The organism is Nonomuraea sp. NPDC049758, from assembly GCF_040674635.1.
In the GTDB taxonomy this organism is placed as follows: Bacteria; Actinomycetota; Actinomycetes; order Streptosporangiales; family Streptosporangiaceae; genus Nonomuraea.
In genome coordinates, this window is sequence record NZ_JBFAMZ010000002.1 from 486,103 (window position 1) to 508,905 (window position 22,803).

Annotated in this window: 23 protein-coding genes; 14 read left to right on the plus strand and 9 right to left on the minus strand. The window is 71.8% G+C overall.

All coding sequences use genetic code 11. From position 1 onward, the window contains the following. Positions 1–67 precede the first annotated feature (67 nt). A complete protein-coding gene (locus AB0J46_RS06795) occupies positions 68–1,477 on the plus strand; it encodes an MFS transporter (protein WP_364327409.1) in 1,410 nt (469 codons plus the stop codon). Between the two features lie 254 nt (positions 1,478–1,731). Here AB0J46_RS06795 and AB0J46_RS06800 read toward each other — a convergent pair whose 3' ends face one another. Then, positions 1,732–1,956, minus strand: a complete 225-nt coding sequence (locus tag AB0J46_RS06800; protein WP_364327411.1) for a DUF397 domain-containing protein — start codon at positions 1,954–1,956, stop codon at positions 1,732–1,734. 56 nt (positions 1,957–2,012) lie between these two features. After that, entirely contained in the window at positions 2,013–2,876 is an 864-nt protein-coding gene (locus AB0J46_RS06805) for a helix-turn-helix transcriptional regulator (protein ID WP_364327413.1), read from the minus strand. 666 nt (positions 2,877–3,542) lie between these two features. On the opposite strand from AB0J46_RS06805, the gene AB0J46_RS06810 reads away from it, so the two are divergent. The 6 genes from AB0J46_RS06810 (at position 3,543) to AB0J46_RS06835 (ending at position 9,152) form a co-directional block, all read left to right on the plus strand. After that, a complete protein-coding gene (locus AB0J46_RS06810; protein WP_358290371.1) occupies positions 3,543–3,758 on the plus strand; it encodes a hypothetical protein in 216 nt (71 codons plus the stop codon). Position 3,759: 1 nt separating this feature from the next. Further along, positions 3,760–4,410 carry a hypothetical protein gene (locus tag AB0J46_RS06815; RefSeq protein ID WP_364327415.1) on the plus strand — a complete coding sequence of 217 codons (651 nt, stop codon included), beginning with the start codon at positions 3,760–3,762 and terminating at the stop codon, positions 4,408–4,410. Positions 4,411–4,529: 119 nt separating this feature from the next. Next, positions 4,530–6,728, plus strand: a complete 2,199-nt coding sequence (locus AB0J46_RS06820; protein ID WP_364327418.1) for a molybdopterin-dependent oxidoreductase — start codon at positions 4,530–4,532, stop codon at positions 6,726–6,728. Between the two features lies 1 nt (position 6,729). Continuing rightward, positions 6,730–7,341, plus strand: coding sequence for an HD domain-containing protein (locus tag AB0J46_RS06825; RefSeq protein ID WP_352319099.1), 612 nt, complete (start codon positions 6,730–6,732; stop codon positions 7,339–7,341). Positions 7,342–7,461: 120 nt separating this feature from the next. Continuing rightward, positions 7,462–8,283: a Rieske (2Fe-2S) protein gene (locus tag AB0J46_RS06830; RefSeq protein ID WP_364327421.1), complete on the plus strand. Its 822-nt coding sequence runs from the start codon at positions 7,462–7,464 to the stop codon at positions 8,281–8,283. A gap of 29 nt (positions 8,284–8,312) precedes the next feature. Next, positions 8,313–9,152 (plus strand): NmrA family NAD(P)-binding protein, encoded by an 840-nt coding sequence (locus tag AB0J46_RS06835; protein WP_364327424.1) that lies wholly within the window; start codon positions 8,313–8,315, stop codon positions 9,150–9,152. Here the strand turns inward: AB0J46_RS06835 and AB0J46_RS06840 are convergent. From AB0J46_RS06840 to AB0J46_RS06850, 3 genes are all read right to left on the minus strand, one after another. After that, positions 9,149–9,379: a hypothetical protein gene (locus tag AB0J46_RS06840; protein WP_352319104.1), complete on the minus strand. Its 231-nt coding sequence runs from the start codon at positions 9,377–9,379 to the stop codon at positions 9,149–9,151. The genes AB0J46_RS06835 and AB0J46_RS06840 overlap by 4 nt on opposite strands. Positions 9,380–9,430: 51 nt before the next feature. After that, positions 9,431–10,357 carry an SPFH domain-containing protein gene (locus tag AB0J46_RS06845; protein WP_358009675.1) on the minus strand — a complete coding sequence of 309 codons (927 nt, stop codon included), beginning with the start codon at positions 10,355–10,357 and terminating at the stop codon, positions 9,431–9,433. Positions 10,358–10,452: 95 nt separating this feature from the next. Beyond that, entirely contained in the window at positions 10,453–11,241 is a 789-nt protein-coding gene (locus tag AB0J46_RS06850; protein ID WP_352319106.1) for an ABC transporter ATP-binding protein, read from the minus strand. Between the two features lie 89 nt (positions 11,242–11,330). Between AB0J46_RS06850 and AB0J46_RS06855 the strand changes: the two genes are divergently transcribed. Further along, a complete protein-coding gene (locus AB0J46_RS06855) occupies positions 11,331–12,047 on the plus strand; it encodes a hypothetical protein (RefSeq protein ID WP_364327429.1) in 717 nt (238 codons plus the stop codon). Between the two features lie 5 nt (positions 12,048–12,052). On the opposite strand, the gene AB0J46_RS06860 is transcribed toward AB0J46_RS06855, so the two are convergent. Further along, a complete protein-coding gene (locus AB0J46_RS06860) occupies positions 12,053–14,719 on the minus strand; it encodes a serine/threonine-protein kinase (RefSeq protein WP_364327432.1) in 2,667 nt (888 codons plus the stop codon). 170 nt (positions 14,720–14,889) lie between these two features. Here AB0J46_RS06860 and AB0J46_RS06865 point away from each other — a divergent pair, with 170 nt between their 5' ends. Beyond that, complete coding sequence (locus AB0J46_RS06865) at positions 14,890–15,546, plus strand: hypothetical protein (protein WP_364327435.1); 657 nt, start codon at positions 14,890–14,892, stop codon at positions 15,544–15,546. 8 nt (positions 15,547–15,554) lie between these two features. Here the strand turns inward: AB0J46_RS06865 and AB0J46_RS06870 are convergent, their stop codons facing one another. Both AB0J46_RS06870 and AB0J46_RS06875 read right to left on the minus strand, forming a co-directional pair. After that, positions 15,555–16,178, minus strand: coding sequence for a response regulator transcription factor (locus AB0J46_RS06870; RefSeq protein WP_352357384.1), 624 nt, complete (start codon positions 16,176–16,178; stop codon positions 15,555–15,557). After that, positions 16,175–17,293 carry a GAF domain-containing sensor histidine kinase gene (locus AB0J46_RS06875; RefSeq protein WP_364327438.1) on the minus strand — a complete coding sequence of 373 codons (1,119 nt, stop codon included), beginning with the start codon at positions 17,291–17,293 and terminating at the stop codon, positions 16,175–16,177. The genes AB0J46_RS06870 and AB0J46_RS06875 overlap by 4 nt, the downstream gene beginning before the upstream one ends. Positions 17,294–17,405: 112 nt before the next feature. Here AB0J46_RS06875 and AB0J46_RS06880 point away from each other — a divergent pair, with 112 nt between their 5' ends. From AB0J46_RS06880 to serB, 4 genes are all read left to right on the plus strand, one after another. Next, positions 17,406–18,062 carry an SDR family oxidoreductase gene (locus tag AB0J46_RS06880; RefSeq protein ID WP_364327441.1) on the plus strand — a complete coding sequence of 219 codons (657 nt, stop codon included), beginning with the start codon at positions 17,406–17,408 and terminating at the stop codon, positions 18,060–18,062. Next, positions 18,059–19,069, plus strand: coding sequence for an S-adenosylmethionine:tRNA ribosyltransferase-isomerase (locus AB0J46_RS06885; protein WP_364327444.1), 1,011 nt, complete (start codon positions 18,059–18,061; stop codon positions 19,067–19,069). The genes AB0J46_RS06880 and AB0J46_RS06885 overlap by 4 nt, the downstream gene beginning before the upstream one ends. Positions 19,070–19,165: 96 nt before the next feature. Continuing rightward, the gene (locus AB0J46_RS06890; protein WP_364327447.1) at positions 19,166–19,744 is read left to right on the plus strand and encodes a hypothetical protein; all 579 of its coding nucleotides are present in this window, start codon (positions 19,166–19,168) and stop codon (positions 19,742–19,744) included. A gap of 79 nt (positions 19,745–19,823) precedes the next feature. After that, complete coding sequence (gene serB / locus AB0J46_RS06895) at positions 19,824–21,041, plus strand: phosphoserine phosphatase SerB (RefSeq protein ID WP_352357394.1); 1,218 nt, start codon at positions 19,824–19,826, stop codon at positions 21,039–21,041. Here the strand turns inward: serB and AB0J46_RS06900 are convergent. Then, positions 21,031–22,245, minus strand: coding sequence for an FUSC family protein (locus AB0J46_RS06900; protein WP_364327450.1), 1,215 nt, complete (start codon positions 22,243–22,245; stop codon positions 21,031–21,033). The two genes, serB and AB0J46_RS06900, sit on opposite strands and share 11 nt — an antisense overlap. A gap of 327 nt (positions 22,246–22,572) precedes the next feature. Between AB0J46_RS06900 and AB0J46_RS06905 the strand changes: the two genes are divergently transcribed. Further along, positions 22,573–22,785: a hypothetical protein gene (locus AB0J46_RS06905; RefSeq protein WP_364327453.1), complete on the plus strand. Its 213-nt coding sequence runs from the start codon at positions 22,573–22,575 to the stop codon at positions 22,783–22,785. The last annotated feature ends 18 nt before the right edge of the window (positions 22,786–22,803 follow it).

Sequence of the window (22,803 nt, forward strand, 5' to 3'; positions counted from 1 at the left end):
GGTGCCGCCAATACCAGTATAAAGGGACTCTCGTTACTGGTATCGGATTCGCACAATAATGAAACACATGACCGAATCCGCCACTGTCACCTCTCCTGTCCAGGTCACCCCACCGGACAGGGCCAAGGCCAGCGGTCTGCTCCTCGCAGTGATCCTCGTCGGGCAGTTCCTGGCCATCCTCAACGTCAACATCGTCAACGTGGCCACCCCGACCATCGAGGCGGACCTGCACTCCTCCGGCGCGGGGCTGCAGATGATCGTCGCCGGTTACACCATTGTCTATGCCGTCCTCTTGATCACCGGCGCCCGGATCGGCGACCTCTTCGGTTATCGCAACGCCTTCCTCGGCGGTCTGGCCGTGTTCACCCTCACCACGCTCGGCGCCGGCCTCGCGCCCTCGACGGGCTGGCTGATCGGCTTCCGCCTCGCCCAGGGCGCCGGCGCGGCCCTGATGATGCCGCAGGTGCTGACCCTGATCCAGCGCAACTACCAGGGCGCGGCCCGCGGACGGGCGATCGGGCTCTGGTCACTGGTGATCAGCGGCGGCATCGTCGTGGGCCAGGCGCTCGGCGGCATCCTGCTCGGTTTCGGCGCCGGCTGGCGGGTGGTGTTCCTGGTGCTCGTGCCGGTCGGGGCGGTGCTGCTCGGCATCGGGTTCCGCGCCCTGCCCGCCGACGAGGGCGGCGGCAGGACCGGGCTCGACCCGTGGGGCCTGGTGACCCTGTCGGCGGCCGTGCTGCTGTTCGTGGTGCCGCTGGTGCTCGGACGTGACCTGGGCTGGCCCGTCTGGGGCTGGGTGTCCATGGGGCTCAGTGTCGTGATGTTCGTGACGTTCGTCCGGGTCGAGCGCTGGGTGACCGGCCGGGGCGGGCGCCCGCTGGTGGACGCCAAGGTGCTGGCCGCGCCGGGCATGCGTCCCGGCCTGGCGATCCTGCTCTTCGGCCCGGCGACGTGGGGCGCCTTCCTGTTCACCTCGGCCTTGCACCTCCAGGGCGACCTGCACCTGTCCCCGCTCGGCTCGGGCATGATGCTGGTGCCGTGCGCGCTCGCCTTCGGCATCGTCGGCCTGCTGTGGCCGCGGCTGCCCGCGGGGCTGCAGCGCCCGCTCGTCCCGGTCGGCTACGTGGTGGCCGCGCCCGCCTACCTCGGCCTCGGCCTCGCCGCCGACGGCGGCGTCCTGTACGCCGTCATGAGCGCCCTCATCGGCGCCGGGCTCGGCGTGCAGGTGGCGGTGACCAACATGGCGACCGAGCAGGTGGACGGCGCGTACGCGGCGGACGCGAGCGGCGCGCTGCTCACCGTGATGCAGCTCGGCCAGGTCATCGGCGTCTCGACCGTGGGCACCCTGTTCATCTCGCTGAGCCAGGGCCACGGCACCGTCTCGGCCTCCCTCATGGCCGCCGTCGCGATGGCGGGCCTGGCCGTCCTGGCAGGCCTGAGCAGCCTCTTCCTGATCCGCCGCCGGGCCACGCGCTGACCGTCGGACCGGTGCACGGGCGTACGCGAGGCTTCGGGGAGGGAGGGGCCCTGGGGCTCGGCGGCGCAAGGGCCAGGGACGTTCGTCACCCCGGGCGGGCGCAGACCTTGATCACCCGGGTGATCCTCATGCGATGATGCAGGCGTCTTCACTGCTCACAAGCTGGGCGACCGAAGTACGGTCGCGGCCGTCTCGGCCTCGTCCGGAGCGGCCCTGGGCTAGAGGTTGTGCCACCAACGCGCCAGGGCCGCTTTTCACGCGCTGGCGGCCAGGGAGTCCAGATCGAACTCACCGTCGCGCACGCCGGCCGTGAAGGCGGCCCACTCGGACGGCGTGAAGACGAGCACCGGGCCGTCCTGCACCTTGCTGTCCCGCAGGGCGACGTTGCCGTCGCCCAGAGGTGCGACCTCGACGCAAGAAGACGCTCCGTTGCAGAAGCTGCTCTTCCGCCAGGCCCGGATCGTAGTAGTGGTGTGCATTTTCTCCCCAAAAGGTATAGGCAGGCCCCATTGCCCGCCTACTGGGACCGCGCGCTCTAGCGTCGCCACAACATGGCTTTGCGTTGGATGAGTACGCGGGATTCGTCCTCGTCGAGTGCCTCTGCCCACATGTGGTCAAAAGCGTTCTCATAGCCGGCGACTCGTTCGAGGTCCTCTACGAAGTGAGCAGTGTACAAGTGCTCCAAATAGACGACATCGTCGAAACCGGTGAACTTCAGGTGAATGAACGCCCCGGTATTGACCGGATGGAGCGAGTCCAGCGGCAACACCCGGACGTTGACGTGCGGCAACAGGGAGACCTCGATGAGGTGTTCCATCTGCTCCCGCATGACCGAGGGCTCCCCGAAGCGCCGCATCAGCACCGCTTCGTCGAGCACCACGTTGAGGTGGCATGGATCGGGCCGGTGCAGAACCCGTTGCTGCCGGTCGAGGCGGGCCTCGACGCGACTGCGCACGCCGCTGTGCGTGATCCGGACGATTCCGCGCGCGGAGAGGATGACCTCTCGCGCGTAGTCCTCGGTCTGGAGGAGACCGGACACCAACTGGGGTTCCCAGTTGCGCTGAACCGTCGCCTCCGCCTCCAGCCCGAGAAGCCTGATGTACTCCTCGGGAAGGGAGTCTTCATAATCTTCCCACCACCCACGCTGCTCCGCATCTCGCAGGAGGCCGAAGAGTTCGTCAAGTCTGTCGCCGTCGAGGCTGTAGAGCTCACCCAACGCCTTGATGTCGGCGGCGCTGGGCATGGTCTTCGCGGCTTCGATGCGGCTGACCTTGCTGGCCGACCAGCCGAGCTCGCGCGCCGCCCGGGCCCCGGTGAACTTCCGTCGTTCGCGAAGGAGGCGCAACTCCTGGCCTAGGCGGAGCCTGCGCACTGTCGGACTGCCCTGCTGCGATGGCACCGTCCACTCTCCTTGTCGGGAATGAAGGTGTGGCGGGAACGGATCGTTTGGCAACCCGGTTTGTGGGCCGTTCACTCAATCTTACACTGCAACTTGCACGAACTCTGCCGCATGGGGTTGCCCGAAGGCTTTCACGGAGAGAGCGTGGGAGCAAGACAAGGCTTCACGTAGGTATAGAGGTCAGGGGGAGGATTTACGGCCGTCCCGAAGGTCTCCTGCGCCCTGACAGAACGCATGCAACTTGCACAGCAACTGGAACGGCAATCTGCGAAGAAACTTAATTCTTCCCTTGCTCGATGTATTGCAGCATCACCGAACGCGGAGGACGATCGAGCCAGGAGGGTTCTCGACCGACGAGGGGAGGCCGGGATGACGAAACGGCCCCGCACGTCGGGCTCTCCGCTCACGATCGGGCGCCCGCGCGAGGGCCGCCTCACCGGCAACGGAGCCGTCCCGGATACGAATGTCCACCCAAGGGAGGCCGCTTGCCGGAAGGACCGTCCCATCGCCTGAAAAGCGTGTCGCTCATCGGAGCACGAAGAAATTGCCGGGCCGAGACCGGATCCGCGTTCGCCGCATATGGGCTGCCACCCTGCGGCGGGACGGGACCCGACCTGCGACCCGGCGAAGAAGCCACCTCTGGAAATGCCGCGAAAGGGGTCTTCTATGTACTCACAAGGTACCAAGGGGCTCGGCCGAATCAAGTCCCGGATCCGGGATCTGATCGCATGGACGGACCGCGAGATCTGCATGGAGCCGGACGAGTTCGCCATCTACCGGGGCTGGACGGTCACCAGGACGGGCTTCGGCGCCCGCGCCTACCGCGACCCGCGTTTCGACCAGCTCACGGTGGCGTCACGGGTGCCCGAGGAGGTGTCCTGACGTGTCGAGGAACCCGCGCAACCAGATCTACCCGGCCGTCGAGGACCTCCCGGGCGCGGGCGGCGGGGGCCCGCTGACGCGGATCTGGCGCGTCCGCAGCGAGCTCATGGTGCTCGGCGGGCTGGGGCTGTTGGTCCTGGCTCTGCTGGGCGCCGCGCGGGGCGGCCACTGGGTGCCGTTCGTCCTGCTGAGCAGCGCCGTCTCCGTGCCCGCCGCCACCAGGACCGGCCGCAACCGGGCCCTCGCCCACTTCTGGTGTGTGGTCTCCCGCCACCGCCTGCAGCGGGTCTGCCTGGAGACGACCATGCACACCCGGTCGGGACGCATCCCGCTGGTGCTCTGGATCACGCCGTCGACCAGGGGCGAGAAGGCGCTGGTCATGACGCGGGCGAGCATCTCGGCCGAGGAGTTCGACGCGTACGCCGAGGAGATCGCGGCGGCCTGCTGGGCCAGGAGCGCGACCGTCCACAGGCACCGCGACCGGGCCCACCTGCTGCTGGTGGAGATCGTCCGGCGGGACGAGCTGCCCGGCGCGACCGCTCCCGGCCTGGAGCGCCTGTACGGCCGCCGCTCCTGGACGCCGCTGCGGTCCGACCTTGAGGAGCCGCACGATCCGCGCACGCCGCTGGCGTTGCCGCAGGTCGTCCGATGACCTAGGGAAAGCGGGACATCTCCCTAGGAACGGCCCCGGGGACCGCGGGGGCTCCCGGGGCTTTCCCATGCGCACGGGACGGGCCAAGATGAGTTCACCTGGCGAACTCAGGAGTCGCGATGACCTCGACCGTCCACCGCACCTGTCCCCTCTGCGAGGCCGTCTGCGGCCTGACGCTCACCCTCGACGACGGCGGCCACGTCACCGGCGTCCGCGGCGACCGGGACGACCCTTTCAGCAAGGGGTTCATCTGCCCCAAGGGCGCCAGCCTGGGCCGCCTCGACGAGGACCCCGACCGCCTGCGCATGCCGCTGATCCGCGAGGGCGACCAGTGGCGCGAGGCGAGCTGGGAGGAGGCGTTCGAGGCCGTCCGGCAGGGGCTGGCCCGCGTCACCGAGCGGTACGGACGCCGGTCGGTGGCGGTCTACCTGGGCAACCCCAACGCTCACACGATGGCCGGCGGCCTCTACGCCGGGCCGCTGGTCAAGGCGCTCGGCACCCGGAACGTCTTCACCGCCGCCACCGCCGACCAGATGCCCAAGCACGTCGCCAGCGGCCTGATGTTCGGCCACCCGCTGGCCGTCCCGGTCCCCGACCTGGACCGGACCGACTTCCTGCTGATGCTGGGCGCCAACCCGCTGGAGTCGAACGGCTCGCTGTGCACCGCCCCCGACTTCCCCGGCCGGCTCAAGGCCCTGCGCCGGCGCGGCGGCAGGCTCGTCGTGGTGGACCCGCGCCGGACCAGGACGGCGGCGCTGGCCGACGAGCACGTCTTCGTCCGGCCGGGCTCGGATGCGTACCTGTTGTTCGGGATCGTGCACACGCTGTTCGCCGAGGACCTGGCCAGGCCGTGGCACGAGGTCAACGGGCTGGCCGAGGTGCGCGAGGCGGCCAAGCACTTCCCGCCGGAGGCGGTCTCCCGGCGTACCGGCGTGCCGGCCGCGACGATCGTCCGGCTGGCCAGGGAGCTGGCCGGCGCGCGTACGGCCGCCGTGTACGCCCGGATGGGCACGTGCACGACCGAGTTCGGCACGCTGGCCCAGTGGCTCGTGGACGTGCTCAACGTGCTCACCGGCAACCTCGACCGGCCGGGCGGGGCCATGTTCCCCAAGCCGGCGACCGAGTTCGGGGCGCGGCGGCGGCCGTACGCGGTGGGCCGGTGGCGCAGCCGGGTGCGGGGGCTGCCCGAGGCCAACGGCGAGCTGCCCGTGGCCACGCTGGCCGACGAGATCGAGACGCCGGGCGAGGGCCAGGTCAGGATGCTGGTCACGATCGCGGGCAACCCGGTGTTGTCCGCGCCGCACGGCGACCGGCTGGAGGCGGCCTTCGCCGGGCTCGACTTCATGGTGAGCGTCGATCCGTACCTGAACGAGACCACCCGGCACGCGCACGTGATCCTGCCGCCGCCGCGCGTGCTGCAGTCGGGCCACTACGACTTCGCGCTGCTCGGGTTCGCCGTACGCAACTACGCCCGTTACTCGCGCCCCGCGCTGCCGCTGGACGGACGGCCCAGCGAGGCCCGGATCCTGGCCAGGCTGGCCGTGATCGCGTCCGGCCTGGAAGGGCCGGCAGCGGACCTGGACGAGTTCCTGATCGGCAAGATGCTGCGCAAGGCCGTGCAGACGCCCGGCTCCGGCGTCGAGGGGCACGACGTGGCCGCGCTGCGGGCCGCGCTGGAGGGCGAGACGGGCGCCGAGCGCAGGCTGGACCTCATGCTCAGGCTCGGCCCGTACGGCGAGTGGGCCGGCAAGGGCGACCTGTCGCTGCGCAAGCTGCTCGACCACCCGCACGGCCTGGACCTCGGCGCGCTGGAGCCCCGGCTGCCGGAAGTGCTGAAGACCGCCTCCGGCGTGATCGAGCTGGCCCCGCCGCAGCTCCTCGACGACGTCGAGCGCCTGCGCGGCGGGCTGGCGGCGGAGCCGCCGGACATCGTGCTGATCGGGCGGCGGCACCTGCGCTCCAACAACAGCTGGCTGCACAACGTGGGCCCGCTGGTCGGCGGCACCAACACCTGCACGCTGCAGATCAACCCCGCCGACGTGGCCAGACTGGGCCTGACCGGCCAGGCCGTGGTCACCTCGGCCGCCGGAAGTCTCACGGTGACGCTGGAGCCCACCGACACGATCATGCCCGGCGTGGTGAGCCTCCCGCACGGCTGGGGGCACGCGGGCAGCACGCAGCAGGTGGCGGCCCAACACGCCGGTGTCAACACGAACGTGCTGACGGACGAATCCGCCCTGGATATCCCAAGTGGTAACGCAGTGTTCAACGGAGTTCCGGTCACGATTTCACCAACCGGGGTGATCACCGCACATTAGGGTGTCGCGCGTGACTATCGCGCCAGAAGAGGACCGCCTGTACGCCCAGATCGCGTTCGCCGTCGAGATCGACAAGTTGAAGCGGATCATCCGCCGCAACCATCTGATCGACGGGTCGCGGCGGGAGAACTCCGCCGAGCACTCCTGGTACGTGGGCACGCTGGCGATGGTCCTCGGCGAGCACGCCCCGCCCGGAACGGACCTCCAGCGGGTGGTGGCGATGTTACTCGTGCACGACTTGGTCGAGATCGACGCCGGCGACACCTTCGTCTACGACCACGTGGCGGTCGCCGCCCAGGCCGCCGCAGAGACCGCCGCGGCCGACCGCATCTTCGGCCTGCTCCCCGCGGAGCAGGGCGCCCGGCTTCGGGAGCTCTGGGACGAGTTCGAGGCCAGGCAGACGCCGGAGGCCAGGTTCGCCAAGGCGCTCGACCGGTTCGCACCGATCCTGGCCAACCACCACACCGAGGGCGGCACGTGGCCGCTGTTCAAGGTGACGGCCGGCGAGGTCAGGGAGAAGGTGCGGATCATCCAGGAGGGATCGGCCTCCCTCGGCGCGTACGCGCTGGAGCTGGTAGAACTCTCCGTGGCCAGGGGACACCTCTCCGAGTGATCCCGTCAAGGCCGGGGTAGGGGACTTGTCGTGAAAGAGACAGTGCGAGCGAGACGTCGGCAATTGCGGGGTTTCGTCGGTCCGGTTGACCTCGCCGATCGACTTGAGAAGTCGAAGGCGATGGACAAACCGATCCGGGGGCTGGCCAAGGTCGTCCGCGAGCGCCTGCGTCAGGGCACTCTGCGCGACCTGCTGCACGGCGTGCCCACGGGGAAACCGCTGCACCCGCCGCTGGCCACGGTCACCCTCGGCTGCTGGCTGTCGGCCGCCGTGCTCGACCTGGCCCACGCCGACCCCAGGGCGAGCAGGTTGCTCCTCGCCACGGGCATCGCCAACGCGCTGCCCACGGCGGCGGCCGGGCTGACCGACTGGTCCTCGCTCCACCGCGAGCAGCAGCGCGTGGGCTTCGTGCACATGGCCGCCAACATGACCGCCCTGGGCCTGATGTCGGCCTCGCTGGCGGCCCGGCTGCGCGGCGCCGAGCGGGCCGGGCGCGTGTTGTCCTACGTCGGGCTCGGGCTGGGCGGGCTGGGCGGCTACCTCGGCGGCCACATGGCCTACCGCCAGGCCGCGGGGGCCAACCACGCGCCGCAGGTCGCCCATCTCGTACCGCTGGGCTGGCACGACCTGTGCCCGCTCAAGGACCTGCCCGACGGCAGGCCGGTCGCGCGCCGGCTCGGCTACATCCAGCTCTTCGTGCTGCGCCAGGGCGACGGGGTGACCGTGCTGGCCGACCGCTGCCCGCACCTGGCCGGCCCGCTGCACCAGGGCCGCCTGGTCATGGAGGACGGCGAGGCGTGCGTGGTCTGCCCGTGGCACAGCAGCACGTTCCGGCTGGCCGACGGCTCGGTCAAGCACGGTCCCGCGACCGCGCCCGCGCCCATGTTCGAGACCCGCATCCGCCGCGACGGCACGATCCAGGTACGGCCGGGATTGACCTGAACTTAACTTGAGGTCCTACCGTCGGGGCCATGAGCAAAATTCTGGTGACCGGCGCGACCGGCAATGTGGGCAAACATGTGGTCTCCCAGCTCGCGGAGGCGGGCCTGGACGTGCGGGCCCTGGTCAGGAACCCCGACAAGGCCCGGCTCCCCGAGGGCGTGGAGGCCGTGCGCGGCGACCTGACCGTGCCCGAGACCCTTGAACCGGCGCTGCGGGACGTCGAGAGCGTCTTCCTGCTGTGGCCCGGCTACTCCGAGGCGGCGACCGCGGGCGCGGTGACGGCCATCGCCAGGCACGCCCGCCGCGTGGTCTACCTGTCCGCCGACGTCGAGGACCTGGCCGACGGCGAGGAGCCGACGCTGTTCCACCAGAGTGTCGAGCGGCTGATCCGGCATTCCGGCCTGGCCTGGACGTTCCTGCGGCCCGGCGGCTTCGCCGCCAACACGCTGGGCTGGGCCGCCCAGATCCGGCAGGGGGTCGTGCGCTGGCCGTTCGGGCAGGCGGTCAGGGCGCTGATCCACGAGAAGGACATCGCCGCGGTGGCCACGCACGTGCTCACCTCGGCCGGCCACGCGGGCGGCAAGTACGTGCTCTCCGGCCCCGAGCAGCTCACCCAGGCCGAGCAGGTGCGGATCATCGGCGAGGTGGCCGGGCACGAGGTGCGCTGGGAGGAGCAGCCGCTGGACGAGGCCCGCGAGCACCTGACGGCCGCCTGGGGCGATCCCGGCTTCGTGGAGGCCGCGCTGAAGGGCTGGGGGGCGGCGGTGCACAACCCCGAGCGGGTGACCGGCACGGTGGAGCGGCTGCTCGGCCGGCCCGCGCTGACCTTCCGCCAGTGGGCCGAGGACCACGTGGCGGACTTCCGCTAGTCGTCCCCCGCGGCCTCGTCGGCCGGATGCTCCACGAGGGCGAGGATCCGGCTGGACATGAAGCGGGCCGTGCGCACCGGCGTGCCGCTCCGGGTGACCTCGCTCACCTCCACCAGCCCGCGCCGGTTGGCCACCTCGACGCGCCGGCCCGCGCGGGTGGCCGTGACCTCGTAGGTTCGCGGGGAGCCGCCCGCGTCGATGACGATCTCCACCCGATCACCCTTCATGTACTGATTTATACCCACTTAGGCCGGTATTTATCCGCACATGTGTTTGAGTTATCCCTCGGGGTTCTTCGGCGCGGGCGGGGCGAACAGCCCGCCCAGCCCTTCCAGCACCTTGCCCATCTCCGAGGGCACGATCCAGACCTTGTTGGCGTCGCCCTTGGCGATCTCAGGCAGGGTCTGGAGGTACTGGTAGGCCAGAAGTCGCTGGTCGGGCTTCCCGTCGTGGATGGCCTTGAAGACCATGCCGATCGCGTCCGCCTGGCCCTTGGCGCGCATGGCCTGCGCCTCGGCGTCCGCCTGCGCCCGCAGCACGGCCGCCTCCGCCTCGCCCCTGGCGCGCAGCACGGCGGCCTGCTTGTCGCCCTCGGCGGCCAGGATCGCCGCCTGACGCTGGCCCTCGGCGGCCAGCACGGCGGCGCGCTTGTCCCGGTCGGCGCGCATCTGCTTCTCCATCGAGTCCTGGATGGAGACGGGCGGGTCGATGGCCTTCAGCTCGACCCTGTTGACCCGGATGCCCCACTTGCCGGTGGCCTCGTCGAGGCTGCCGCGCAGCTCGGTGTTGATCTCCTCGCGCGAGGTCAGCGTGCGTTCCAGGTCCATGCCGCCGACCACGTTGCGCAGCGTGGTGACGGTGAGCTGCTCGACGCCGATCAGGAAGTTCGCGATCTCGTACGTGGCCGCCTTGGGGTTGGTGACCTGGAAGTAGATCACCGTGTCGATCGACACCACCAGGTTGTCGGACGTGATCACCGGCTGCGGCGGGAACGAGACCACCTGTTCCCGCAGGTCGATCAGGTCCTTGATGCGGTCGACGAACGGGACCACCATGTTGAGCCCGGGCGTCAGCGTGCGGTGGTAGCGGCCCAGCCGTTCGATGATGGCGGCCGTGGCCTGCGGGATGATGCGGATGCTGCGGGCCACCACGAAACCCATCGCCGCGACCACGACGAGGGCGACGATGAGCTGCTCGGTCGACATGGCGAAGCTCCGGAGTCGAGGGGACCGACTCGGTGCATGATATTTCGTTTCACCTTTAGGCGACCGATATCCGCATAAATGGTGATCCAGTGAGGTCAGTGTGCCCTGGCGTACCAGCGGCCCTCGGCACTCCGGTCGAGCGTCAGCGGCACCCCGAACGTACGGGACAGGTTGTCGGCCGTCATCACGTGGTCGAGCGGCCCCTGCGCCACCACGGACCCGTGCCGCAGCAGCAGGCCGTGCGTGAACCCGCTCGGCACCTCCTCGACGTGATGCGTCACCAGCACCAGCGTCGGCGAGCGGTAGTCGCCGGCCAGCGCCGACAGCCGGCGCACCAGGTCTTCCCGGCCGCCCAGGTCGAGGCCGGCGGCCGGCTCGTCGAGCAGCAGCATCTCGGGGTCGGGCATGAGCGCGCGGGCGATCTGCACCCGCTTGCGCTCGCCCTCCGACAGGGTGCCGAAGCGCCGCCTGATCAGGTGGGCCGCGCCCATCATGTCGATCAGCTCGACGGCCCTGGTCACGTCGTTGGAGTCGTACTCCTCCGTCCAGCGGCCCATGATGGCGTACGAGGCGGTCAGGACGAGGTCGATGACCTTCTCCTCCGGCGGGATGCGCTCGGCCAGCGCGGCGCTCGCCAGCCCGATGCGCGGCCGCAGGTCGAACACGTCGGTCTGCCCCAGCCGCTCCCCCAGCACCTCGACCACGCCCTCGGTCGGATAGAGCAGCGTCGCGGCGACCTGCAACAACGTGGTCTTGCCCGCGCCGTTGGGACCGATGACGACCCAGCGCTCGTCCTCGTTGACCGTCCAGTCGATGCCGCGCAGCAGGGCCGCTCCGTCGCGCCTGACGGCGACGTCCTGGAGCCGCAGCACCTGACCACCCATCCCCGTTCCCTCCTTTGGAGTCACCCTGGAGACCTTTGGAGTCACCCTGGGGACAAACCTATTGCAGGGCGAGCGCTTATCGTGGATCGGTGCACCCTGAATCACCTGTCTGTCCCTCGCTCGTCGCCTGGGGCAACGCGTGGCTCTCCGGTCACGTCGGCCTCGACGAGGCGGCTGACCACGTGGAAGCCGTCGCGGGGCCCGTCGTCGCCGGTGACGTGCCGCTGCGTAAATACCTCGCAAACCTGCGATCCGACGGCCTGCACGAGTTCCGGCTCGCCCTTCCCGCGCCCGGCGACCCGCTGGGGCTGTCCGGGCCGGCGACGTTCAACTCCTCCGCCGTCGACGCCGGGCAGGCCGCGGTCGCCGTGCTGCGCGACCGGCGGCTCGGACTGGTGCCCGTCCCCGACCGGCGCGGCTCCTCGTACGTGGGGACCCGCCTGGAGGTGCACGACGCCGGGCCCGTACGCCAGGACCTGCCCTCGCTGGCCGAGGCCGAGCACGAGCTGTCGTCGGCCATGCGCGCCGCCACCGAGGCGCTGACCGGCGTCGAAGGGCCGGCCCAGGCCCGGCCCGACCGGCCCCAGCGCGGCGGCGAGCTGGCCCCCGGCTACCCGGCCCGCGCCCACCGCGTCTCCACGCTGGCCACCCGGCTGGCCGCCGTCCTCGTCCTGGCCGACGACCGCGGGCTCACCTCGACGCAGGTCGCGGCCAGGGCCACGGCCCTGCGGGAGCTCGACCGGGCCGTCCGCCGCGCCCTGGTGGCCGCCCATCACGCCATCTTCGAGCCGGTACGCCACTCGTAGGCGGCTCAGGACCCGGCCTCCTCCTTCGGCTTCCAGACGCGGATGACCTTGTCCTTGCCGGCCGACACGACGACCGGCCCGCCGTCCGAGGGGACGATCCCGACCGCGTACACGCCGCGCTTGTGGGCCTTGACCGGTTTGCCCAGAGGCTTGTGTGTGTCGGGGTCCCAGAGGCGGATGGTCCCGTCGGTCGAGCCGGACAGCAGGACCGTGCGGCCGCCCAGCGTGCCGAAGGACAAGGAGTAGATGATCTTCTTGTGACCCGACAGGGGCGAGCCGATGGTCTTGCCGGTCTTCGGGTCCCAGATCCGGATCTTCCGGTCCTTGCCGCCGGACGCGACCACCGTCCGGTCTCCGAGCCTGCCGGTGGTCACCGCGTACACGCCCTTCGCATGCCCCTTGTACGTCTTTCCGTACGGCTTGTGGCGGGCCACGTCCCACAGGCGCAGGGTCGCGTCCTCGCCGGCCGAGACGACGATCGCGCGGTCGCCGAGATGGGTGGCGTTGAGCCAGTTCACGGACGTGCGATGGGCCTTGACGGCCCTGCCGGTGGCCTTGCGCTTCTTCAGGTCCCAGAAACGCAGCCAGCCGTTGGCGTCCCCGGTCACGGCGATCCACTTGCCGCGCGCCTTGGTCAGCGCGACCGAGTAGACGGCGTCACCGTGCCAGCCGAGGACCTTGCCCTTGTGCGTCTTGAGGTTCCACAGGCGGACGCTGCCGTCGTAGCCGCCGGACACCGCCATGGGGGTCTTGCCCATCATGACGGCGGCCACGGCGTACACCTCCTCGCTGTGGCCCCTCATGGTGGCCAGCGGCTTGTGCCTGCCCAGGTCCCACAGGCGGACGCGGCCGTCCTGGCCACCGGACACCAGCCAGGTCCTGCCGTCGCCCAGGGACAGGGCGGAGATCGTCTGGACGCCCTTGGTGTGGCCCTTGAGCGACTTGCCGTCCTGCTTGCCGAGGGCGGCGACGGTCTGCGGCGGCGGGACCGTCTGTGTGGGCACGGGGGTGACGGTGGGGCTCGGGACCGGCGTGGACGGCGGGGTGGCGGTGGCGGGCAGCGTCGCCGTGGGCCGGACGGTGGGCAGACCGGGGCTCGGGGCCAGAGACGTGGTGGCCTCGGCCGCCGCGCCCGGGCTCGGCGGGGTTTCCTGGCCGAACATCCTCGGCCCCAGGAACAGCACGCCGCCGGCCAGCGCGAGGGCCACGGCGAGAGCACTGGACACCATGATCGCGCGCCTGCGCCTGGCCTTGACCTCACCGGGCGGCTCGACGGCGGGGGCGTGCCTGAAGAACGCGTCGTTGCCGCTCCCGGCCGGCGCCTGCCGCGGCCCCATGGGGTACGGCGGCGGAAGCCGCGGCGGCTGCCCGTAGGGTCCGGCAGGCGCCTGCCGGACGTTTCGCGTGACCCCCTCCTGCCCGCCACCCGCCCCAGGCCCTCCGAACGGCACCCCGGGACCGGCCGGCCCTCCCTCGGCCCCACCCGCCCCCGGCCCTCCGAACGGCGCCTGCTGACCCGGCGGCGCTCCCCCGGCCCCACCCGCCCCAGGCGGGCCCTGGAGCGCCGGGCGGGCGGCGGGCGGCGGCGGGGCGTAGGACGCACCGGACGGATTGGCCCAGCCGGTCGGCGCGGGCGCCCCCTGCGGCCCCCGAGCCCCTACCGGCCCCGGATCCCTCACCCCGCCGGCGGGCGCGGGCCCGGACGGCCCGGCGCCCGAGGGCCGGGAACCCGAAGGCGGCGGACCCGAAGGCGGCGGGCCCGAAAGGCCGGGGCCGTCGGCGGCGGGGTGAGGGTGGGGGTGGTCGGCGGCGAGCTGGGAGCCGGTGTTGAGGGCGACCTCGGCGTCCCGCTGGGCCGCCGCCCCCTGGTTCTCCAGCAGGGCGAACAGCGCGTCCGCCGCCGTGGGCCGCTCCTCGGCGCGCTTGCTCAGGCACGCCTGCACCAACGGCCGCAGCTCGCCGGGCAGCGCCGACAGGTCGGGCTCCTCGTTCATCACCCGGTAGATGACCGCGGGCAGGCTGTCCTGGCCGAACGCGGGCCGCCCGGTGGCGGCGTACAGCATGGTGAGCGCCCAGCTGAACATGTCGCCGGCGGGCCCCACACGCTCGCCCGAGATCTGCTCGGGCGACATGTACGCCGGCGTCCCGACCACCCCGCTGCTGATCGTCATCGCCGAGTCCAGCGCCCTGGCGATGCCGAAGTCGATCACGCGCGGCCCGTCCGGCCCCAGCAGCACGTTGCTCGGCTTGAAGTCCCTGTGGACGATCCCGGCCCGGTGGATGGCGGCCAGCGCGGTGACGGTGCCGACGGCCAGCCGGTACAGCGCCCCGCCCTGGCGCGGCCCCTCCCGCTGCACCACGACCTGGAGGGACACCCCGTCGACCAGCTCGCTCACGATGTACGGCTGCTCGCCGTCCAGGTTGGCCCCCAGCACCTGCGCGGTGCAGAACTGGGCGACCCGGCGCGCGGCGGCGACCTCGCGCAGGAACCGCTCCCCATCGAGTCCGGGCCGGTCGAGCAGCGTGTTCAGCAGCTTGATAGCGACGAGCCGCCCGTCGGGCCCCGCCGCCTTGAAGACGACCCCCTGGGCCCCCTTGCCGAGGCGCTCCAGCAGCCGGTAGGCGCCCAGAGATCGCGGATCGCCGGGCTGTAATGGGTGCGTCTCCGGCACCTGGTCCTCCCCCTTGCGCTGAGACCCCCGATCGAAGCGTGATGAACCATGCGAAAAGCCCGCAAGCCATCCCAAGTCACGAAAGATCATCGCTCTTTGCGAAAAATTTGCCCTACGCAATAATCACGGAGAAGATCGGGGATTTCCAGCACCGTACGGGGAGCCGTCACATGCGCAAGAGCTTCAGCCTGTTCTTAGTCAGCGGCCTGGCCGCCGTGCCGTTGGTGGCCCCGGCCCAGGCGGAGGCCATGACGACCGCGACAACCGCGACGACGCGGGCCGTCGCCGCCACGGCCAAGCCGTTCTCGAGCTTCCAGATCTCCGTTAAGTACAACAACCGCACCAGAAGCGGCGGAAAGATCACTTACTACCTCAAAGCGAAGAATCTGGGGCCGTACTACGCCGACTATTACTGGATCGGCGGACAGGTGCCCAAGGGCGTGGTGCCCACGCTGCGCTGGGGGGCGTCGAAGGGCACGAAGTGCACCTGGGAGGGCCGCTGGTTCTGGTGCTGGGGCAAATTCGTCCTGCCGAAGGGCAAGACGGACTGGCTGAACTTCCAGGTCACCATGAAGAAGGGCACCAGGGGCGTGGCCGTCGCCAAGCTCGGCGTCATCGCGTACGACGTCGACCAGGGCATGGAGAACATCGACAAGGAAGAGCTCAAGCGCCTCGGCATCAAGGGCTACTCCTGGCTCAAGACGGCCAAGACCAGGATCGTGGTCCCGCCGCGCAAGCCCACCAAGCGCTGGACGCCGCCGCCGCCCGTCAAGGAGTACAACCCGCCGGCCAGCCACGAGGAGTCCAACCAGAAGAAGGACACCTGACCGGCTGATCAGGCCAGGCCGTGCCGCACGGCGTACAGCGCGGCCTGGGTCCGGTCCTGGACGCCCAGCTTCATCAGCACGTTCGACACGTGGGTCTTGACCGTCTTCTCCGCGACGGCGAGGCTGCGCGCGATCTCCCTGTTGGACCGCCCGGCCGCGATCAGGGCGAGCACCTCGCGCTCGCGCTCGGTCAGCGGCGCCGGCCCCGGCACGGCGGCCACGGGCGCCGGGGCGGACAACATCGCCTCGGCCGCCTCCGGCGCGAGCAGCACCTGACCGTTGTGCACCGCCCGCACGGCCTGGACCAGCGCGGACGGATCGACGTCCTTGTAGAGGAAGCCCGCGGCCCCCGCCCGCATCGCCGGGCCCACGTCGGACCGGTCGCTCACGGACGTCAGCACCACCACCCGCGTGGCCGAGCCGGCCAGCCGCTCCAGCGCGCCGAGCCCGTCGAGCACCGGCATCTTCAGGTCGAGCAGCAGCACGTCGGGCGTCAGCTCGCCGACCAGCTCGACGGCCTGCGCGCCGTCGGCCGCCTCGCCGACGACGGTGATGTCGTCCTGGAGGTCGAGGAACGTCCGCAGCCCCTGCCGGACCACCGGATGATCGTCGGCGATCAGCACCCGGATCACACGCCCACCTCCACGCGTACGGTGGTCCCCTGGCCGGGGGCCGAGGAGACCGTCATCGCCCCGCCGACCGACTCCGCCCGGTCGCGCATCGACACCAGGCCGAGGCCGCGCGACTCGCCCTGCTCGAAGCCGTCGCCGTCGTCGTGGACAGTCAGCGCCAGCGTCCCCCCGTCGAGGACCAGGCGGACGGACACCCGCAAGGCCCCGGAGTGCCTGAGCGCGTTGTGCAGCGCCTCCTGGGCCACCCGCAGCACGGCCACCTCCACCGCCGAGTCGAGCGGCGGCAGCTCGTCGCACTCGAAGGTGACCAGCGAGGGGTGGAGCCGGTCGAGCATGCGCACGTGCTTGCGCAACGTCTCGGCGAGCCCGTGGCGGTCGAGCTCGGCCGGGCGCAGCTCGACGATCACCGCCCGCAGCTCCGACAGCGCCTCCCCGGCCAGCCGCTGGACGCGTTCGAGCTCGGCGTGCGCCTTGTCGGGGGCCTTGTCCAGCATGGTGGCGGCGGCCTGGGCGGTCAGCCGGAGCGAGAACAGCTTCTGGGTGACCGCGTCGTGCAGCTCGCGGGCCACCCGGTTGCGCTCCTCCAGCATGGCCAGCTCGCGCCCGCGCTCGTAGAGCCGGGCGTTGGTGAGCGCGATGGCGGCGTGCGCGGCGAACAGCGTCAGCAGCTCCTGGTCCTCCTGCGTGAACCCGCCGGGGGTGCGCTTGTTGGCCAGGAAGATGATGCCGATCACCTGGTCGGCGTCGCGGATCGGGACGCCGAGGAAGTCCTTCATCACCGGGTGCGCCTTCGGCCACCACTCGAACCGCGGGTCCTCCCGCAGGTCGGGCAGCCGGGCCGGGGTGCCTTCGCGGAGCATCGCGCCTAGCATGCCGTGCTGCCTGGGCATCGGGCCGATGGCCTCCCACTGCTTGTCGGTGATGCCCTCTGCGACGAACTCGGCGAACGAGCCGTCGTCGTCGGGCACGCCGAGCGCGGCGTAGCGGGCGTCGAGGAGACGCTGAGCCGACCGTACGATGACCTGGAGCACCTCGCGGACCGACAGATGGCGGGTGACCGCGAGCACGGCGGAACTCACCGCCTGCAGGATCTCGTCTCGGTCCGGTGAGCTCACGGACCCACTCTAGGGTCCCGCTCCAGGGGCGGAGTCCTAGGACGATGTGCCCAGGGGGGAGCGGGCCCTGCGCCCGATGCCGGCGCGGCGCGCCGATCCTAGCGTCGATGTCATGACGAACACCGCTCTCATCACCGGCGCCTCCCGCGGCCTCGGCCTCGCCCTGGCGAGGTCCCTGGCGGAGGCGGGCTGGACCCTCGTGCTCACCGCCCGCGGCGCCGACGAGCTGCGCCGGATCGCCGACGAGCTGGGCGCCACCGCGATCCCCGGCGACGTGACCGACCCCGAGCACATCGCCCGGCTGGGACGGGCCGTGCCCGAGCTGGACCTCCTGGTCAACAACGCCAGCGACCTCGGGGTGACCCCGCTGCCGCCGCTGGCGGGCTACCCGCTGGAGGCGTTCCGGGTCCTGCTGGAGACGAACGTGACCGCGCCGCTCGCGCTCATCCAGGCCACGCTGCCCGCCCTGCGCGCGGCCGGCGGGGCCGTGGTCAACATCACCTCCGACGCCGCCACCGGCGCCTACGCGGGCTGGGGCGGCTACGGCGCGACCAAGGCCGCCCTGGAGCAGCTGTCGAACGTGCTGGCCGCCGAGGAGCCCGGCCTGCGGGTCTGGTGGGCCGATCCCGGCGAGATGAACACCCGCATGCTCGCCGACGCCGTCGGGGCGGAGGAGGCGTCGTCGGCCACCGACCCCGCCAAGGTGGCCGCTGCGCTGCGCGACCTGGTCACGTCCCGGCCGGCCGGTGGGAAGGTGAGCCTGCAATGACGGCGCTGCTGGACTTCGCGCTGCCCGACGACCTGTCGGCCCACGAGCCGCCCGAGGCGCGCGGGCTGACCAGGGACGCGGTGCGCCTGATGGTCTCGCGCGGCGAGGCCGAGCCCGCCCACCACCGGTTCGGCGACCTGCCCGGACTGCTCGACCCCGGCGACCTCATCGTGGTCAACAACTCGGCGACGCTGCCCGCGGCGGTCCGGCTCGACCGGCTCGCGGTGCACTTCTCCACCGCCCGGGAGGACGGCACCTGGCTGGTCGAGCTGCGCCGCAGGACGGCCAAGGCGTCCGAGCCGTACGGGGGCGGGGAGCCGGGCGAGTGGCTGCCGCTGCCCGGCCGGGCCACGCTGCGGCTGATCGAACGGGAGACGCCGCGGCTGTGGCGGGCGCGGCTGGACCGGGACGTGCTGCCGTACCTGCGCGAGCACGGCCGTCCGATCCGCTACTCGTACGTGCCGGCCGACTGGCCCATCGACGCCTACCAGACGGTGTTCGCCACCGTGCCGGGCAGCGCCGAGATGCCGAGCGCGGCCCGGCCGTTCACCTCCGAGCTGGTCACCGCGCTGGTCTCGCGGGGCGTGACGATCGCGCCCGTCACGCTGCACACCGGCGTGGCCTCGCCGGAGAAGGACGAGCGGCCCTACGCCGAGCGGTACGAGGTGCCCGCCGCCACCGCCCGGCTGGTCAACCTGACCCGGCGGAACGGCGGCCGGGTGATCGCCGCGGGGACGACCGTCGTGCGCGCCCTGGAGACCGCCGTGGGTCCGGACGGCCAGGTCGGCGCCGCCTCCGGCTGGACCGGCCACGTCGTCACCCCGGCCGCCGGCGTACGGGCGGTCACCGGGCTCATCACCGGCCTGCACGAACCTCGCTCCAGCCACCTGCTCATGCTGACGGCGATCGCCGGCGAGAAGGCGCTGGCCCGCGCGTACGAAGAGGCGCTGCGGAAGGGATATCTGTGGCACGAGTTCGGCGACACGCACCTGATTCTGGATAAATAAGCTTTACACACATTTTGCCGTCGTGATAGGAACAGCCGACATTTACGGGGGCTTGTTCAAGCGCGTCCCCGTGCCACTTCCTCTCCGGAGACGTTAATGCGCAACTCCCTCACTAAGGTCGCCTCGCTGGCTTTGCTGGCCGGTGCGCTGATTGTTCCGGCGGTGCCCGCGTCCGCCACGACGACCACCGCCCACACCGCCACGGCCGCCAAGGCCGACGACGCCTTCGCGGTCTTCGACATCAAGTTGAAGGCGTCCAAGACGGCCAAGGCCGGCGGCCAGATCAAGTACAGCCTCCAGGCGACCAACACCGGCCCCTACTCGGCCGACGCCTGGTTCGTCGGCGGCCAGTTCCCGAAGGGCGTGGACCTCCGGAAGATCCGCTACCGCGCCCCCAAGGGCACCGTCTGCGCCCTCGACGGCCGCGCCCTGTACTGCAGCGTCCCCTACGTCATGGAGAAGGACGACTGGGTCCGCCTCGACTTCTACGCCCAGCTGAAGAAGAGCGCCACGGGCACGCAGAAGGCGACCCTCGGCGTGGTCACCTACGACGTCCAGCAGGGCATGTGGGACCAGGAGAAGGGCACGTGGTCACTGGCCCAGGAAGAGCTCGAGCGCCTCGGCATCCCCGAGCACGGCTACGCCAAGTCCGCCACGACGAAGATCGTCCGCTAGTCCCGCGGCCGCTGCGCCCGTGTCCGAATGGCGAGCCTGCTGCGCGGGCACCGGACCGGGCGCAGTACCGTGGCTGGATGTGGACCAGCGCACCCTCCTGATCACCCTGACCGGCCCCGACCGGCCCGGTGTCACCTCCAGGCTCTTCTCCGTGCTGTCCGGGTTCCCGGTGACGGTCGCGGACATCGAACAGGTCGTCATCCGCGGCAGACTCACGCTCGGCGTGCTCGTCGCGTACGCCGGCGGCCCGTCCACCGGCACGGGCACCACCCTCGGCGCGATGTGGACCGCCGTCGAACGGGTGGCCGAAGACCTCGGGATGGAGGTCGAGCTCTCCACCGGCTCCCAGGCCAAGGAACAGCGCCGCCGCGGCCGCCTGTCGGTCAGCGTGCTGGGCGCCACCCTCCAGCCCGCCGCCATCGCGGGCATCGCCGGCCGCATCGCCGCCGCCGGCGCCAACATCGACCGCATCGAACGCCTCGCCCAGTGGCCCGTCACCTGCATCGAGCTGTCGGTCTCCGGCGCCAACCCGACCGCCCTGCGCGTCGAGCTGGCCGCCGAGGCCGCCGCCCAGGAGGTCGACGTCGCCGTCCAGCGCACCGGCCTGTCCCGCCGGGCCAAGCGGCTCATCGTCATGGACGTCGACTCCACCCTCATCCAGGGCGAGGTCATCGAACTGCTGGCCGCGCACGCCGGCTGCCTCGACGAGGTCGCCCGGGTCACCGAGCAGGCCATGCGCGGCGAGCTCGACTTCGCCGAGTCGCTGCGCCGCCGGGTCGCGCTGCTCGAAGGGCTGCCGGCCGAGGTGTTCGAGCAGGTGCGCCAGGAGGTCGTGCTCACCCCGGGCGCCCGCACCCTCGTCCGCACGCTCAAGCGCCTCGACTACCGCTTCGCCATCGTCAGCGGCGGCTTCACCCAGATCACCGACGCCCTGGTCGAGGAGCTGGGCATCGACTACTCGGCGGCCAACGTCCTGGAGGTCATCGACGGCAAGCTCACCGGGCGGGTCGTCGGCGAGATCGTCGACCGGCCGGGCAAGGCCCGCGCGCTCGAGCGGTTCGCCAGGGAGGCCAGGCTGCCCATCTCCCAGACGGTGGCCATCGGCGACGGCGCCAACGACCTCGACATGATCGCCGCGGCCGGGCTGGGCATCGCCTTCAACGCCAAGCCCGTCGTCCGGCAGGCGGCCGACACCGCGGTCAACACGCCCTACCTCGACTCGATCCTCTACCTCCTGGGCATCTCCAGGGACGAGGTCGAGGCCGCCGACGCCGAGGACGGCGTGCTCACGTCCTGAACCGGGCGGTGACCTCGGCGGCCAGGTCGAGCGCGTCCTTGCAGAGCGACCTGAGCGCCGGGTGGGCGGTCACCGCGTCCAGCACGCCGGCGGTCGCGTCCGAGCCGGGTTCGGCCCCGCGCAGCACGGCGCCGAGCAGGATCGCGTCGTCCCTGAGCTTCCGGGCCAGCGTCAGCGCGGCCCGCAGCTCGGCCGGGGCCCTGCCGCCCGGCTCCTTGTCCAGCTTGTCCAGCGACTCGCGCAGCCGGTCGGCCGCCGTCCCGGCCGACTCCGTACGGTCGGGCAGCCGGTCCAGGTCGCCTTCGGCCAGCGCGCGGACGAGGCAGGCGTGCTCGCGCAGCAGCTCGGCGGCCAGGCCGCGGAGCCGTCCCGCCTGGCCGCGCGGCCACAGCAGCCGGGCCGCCGCCAGCGCCAGCACGCCGCCGCCCGCGGTGAGCGCCAGCCTAATCCCCGCCGCCTCCCAGTCGAGCCGGGTCGAGAAGTCGGTGAGCATCATGGCCAGCGGCGTCGCGAAGATCGACCAGTAGCCGTAGCTGACCTCGCGCAGGGCGAACCCGAGCGTGCCGAACACCAGCACCGTCCCCACGATCGTGTACGGCCCCGGCACCGCCGCCAGGATCAGCGCCGCCCCCGCGGCCCCCGCCACGGTGCCGGCCACCCGCAGCACCACCCGCTCGACGGTGTCCCCGTAGGTCGGCCGCACCGCCAGCAGCACGGTGAACACGAACCATTTGCCGTACTGCTCGTGCACCCCCAGCATCAGCGCCATCGCCACGGCGGCGGTGAGCCCCAGCCGCCCGGCGTGCTCAGGCCCCGAACCGCCCGGCGGCGGCTTCCACGGCAGCCGGGCGAACAGCCGGCGCCCCGCCACAGGCTTCCCAGGCAGCCCGGGCAGCAGCCCGCGGCCGGCTGGGGGCACGTGCCGGGCGGCCAGGAGGCCGACCGTGCGCACTCCCACCGCGATCCGGTCCAGGCAGCGCCGGGCCTGCCCGAGCACCGCGCCGCTGCGCAGCGCCGCCGGGTCGGCGCCCGGCTCGCGCGCGCCCAGGCGCTCGGCGTAGTCGGCGGTGACGGCCAGCGCCTCCACCACCCCGGCCCGCCGCCCGTCCGCGGCCTCCCGCAGGTCCGCGGCCAGCGTCGTGGCCACGTCGTCGATCCCGTCCTGCTCGTCCGGGGCCGCCGCGCGCAAAGCGCGCAGCGCCACCGTCTCGTGGAAGAGCCGGACCAGCGCCTCGACGTACGCGGCGGCGGACCGGCCGGCCGGCCGCGTCCATGCTCTCGAACGACGCCGACGCCGTGGCCGCGGTCTCCAGGGCCTTGGACGCGCGTTCCCTGCGGTCGTCCCAGTCGTCGCAGGCGAGCCCGTCGAGCAGCCCGGCCACGGCGCGGACGGCCTCGCCCAGCACCGTCGCCAACGGGTCGAACCGGCGCAACGGCCACAGGGCCAGGGCGAGCACGGCGTACAGGAGGCCCGCCGAGCACCATCAGCTCGGGCGGCCCGAATCCCGCGGGCACCGCCAGGTAGAACCCGGTGACCAGGGCGAACGCGGGCGGCGTCCCGACCGTGCGCCACCGGCCGCCCGCCGCGGCGACCGCTCCGAGCGCCAGCACCGCCCACCAGGGCCGGTCCGCCAGGTACAGGCCCAGCCAGCACCCGCCGGCAATCAGCACGATCTTGATGGCCATGGACCGCGCCCGCGCCGCGTACGGCTGCCCGTACATGTCCCCGAACGCCGTCAGGTAGGCCCCGAGGGCCAGGAAC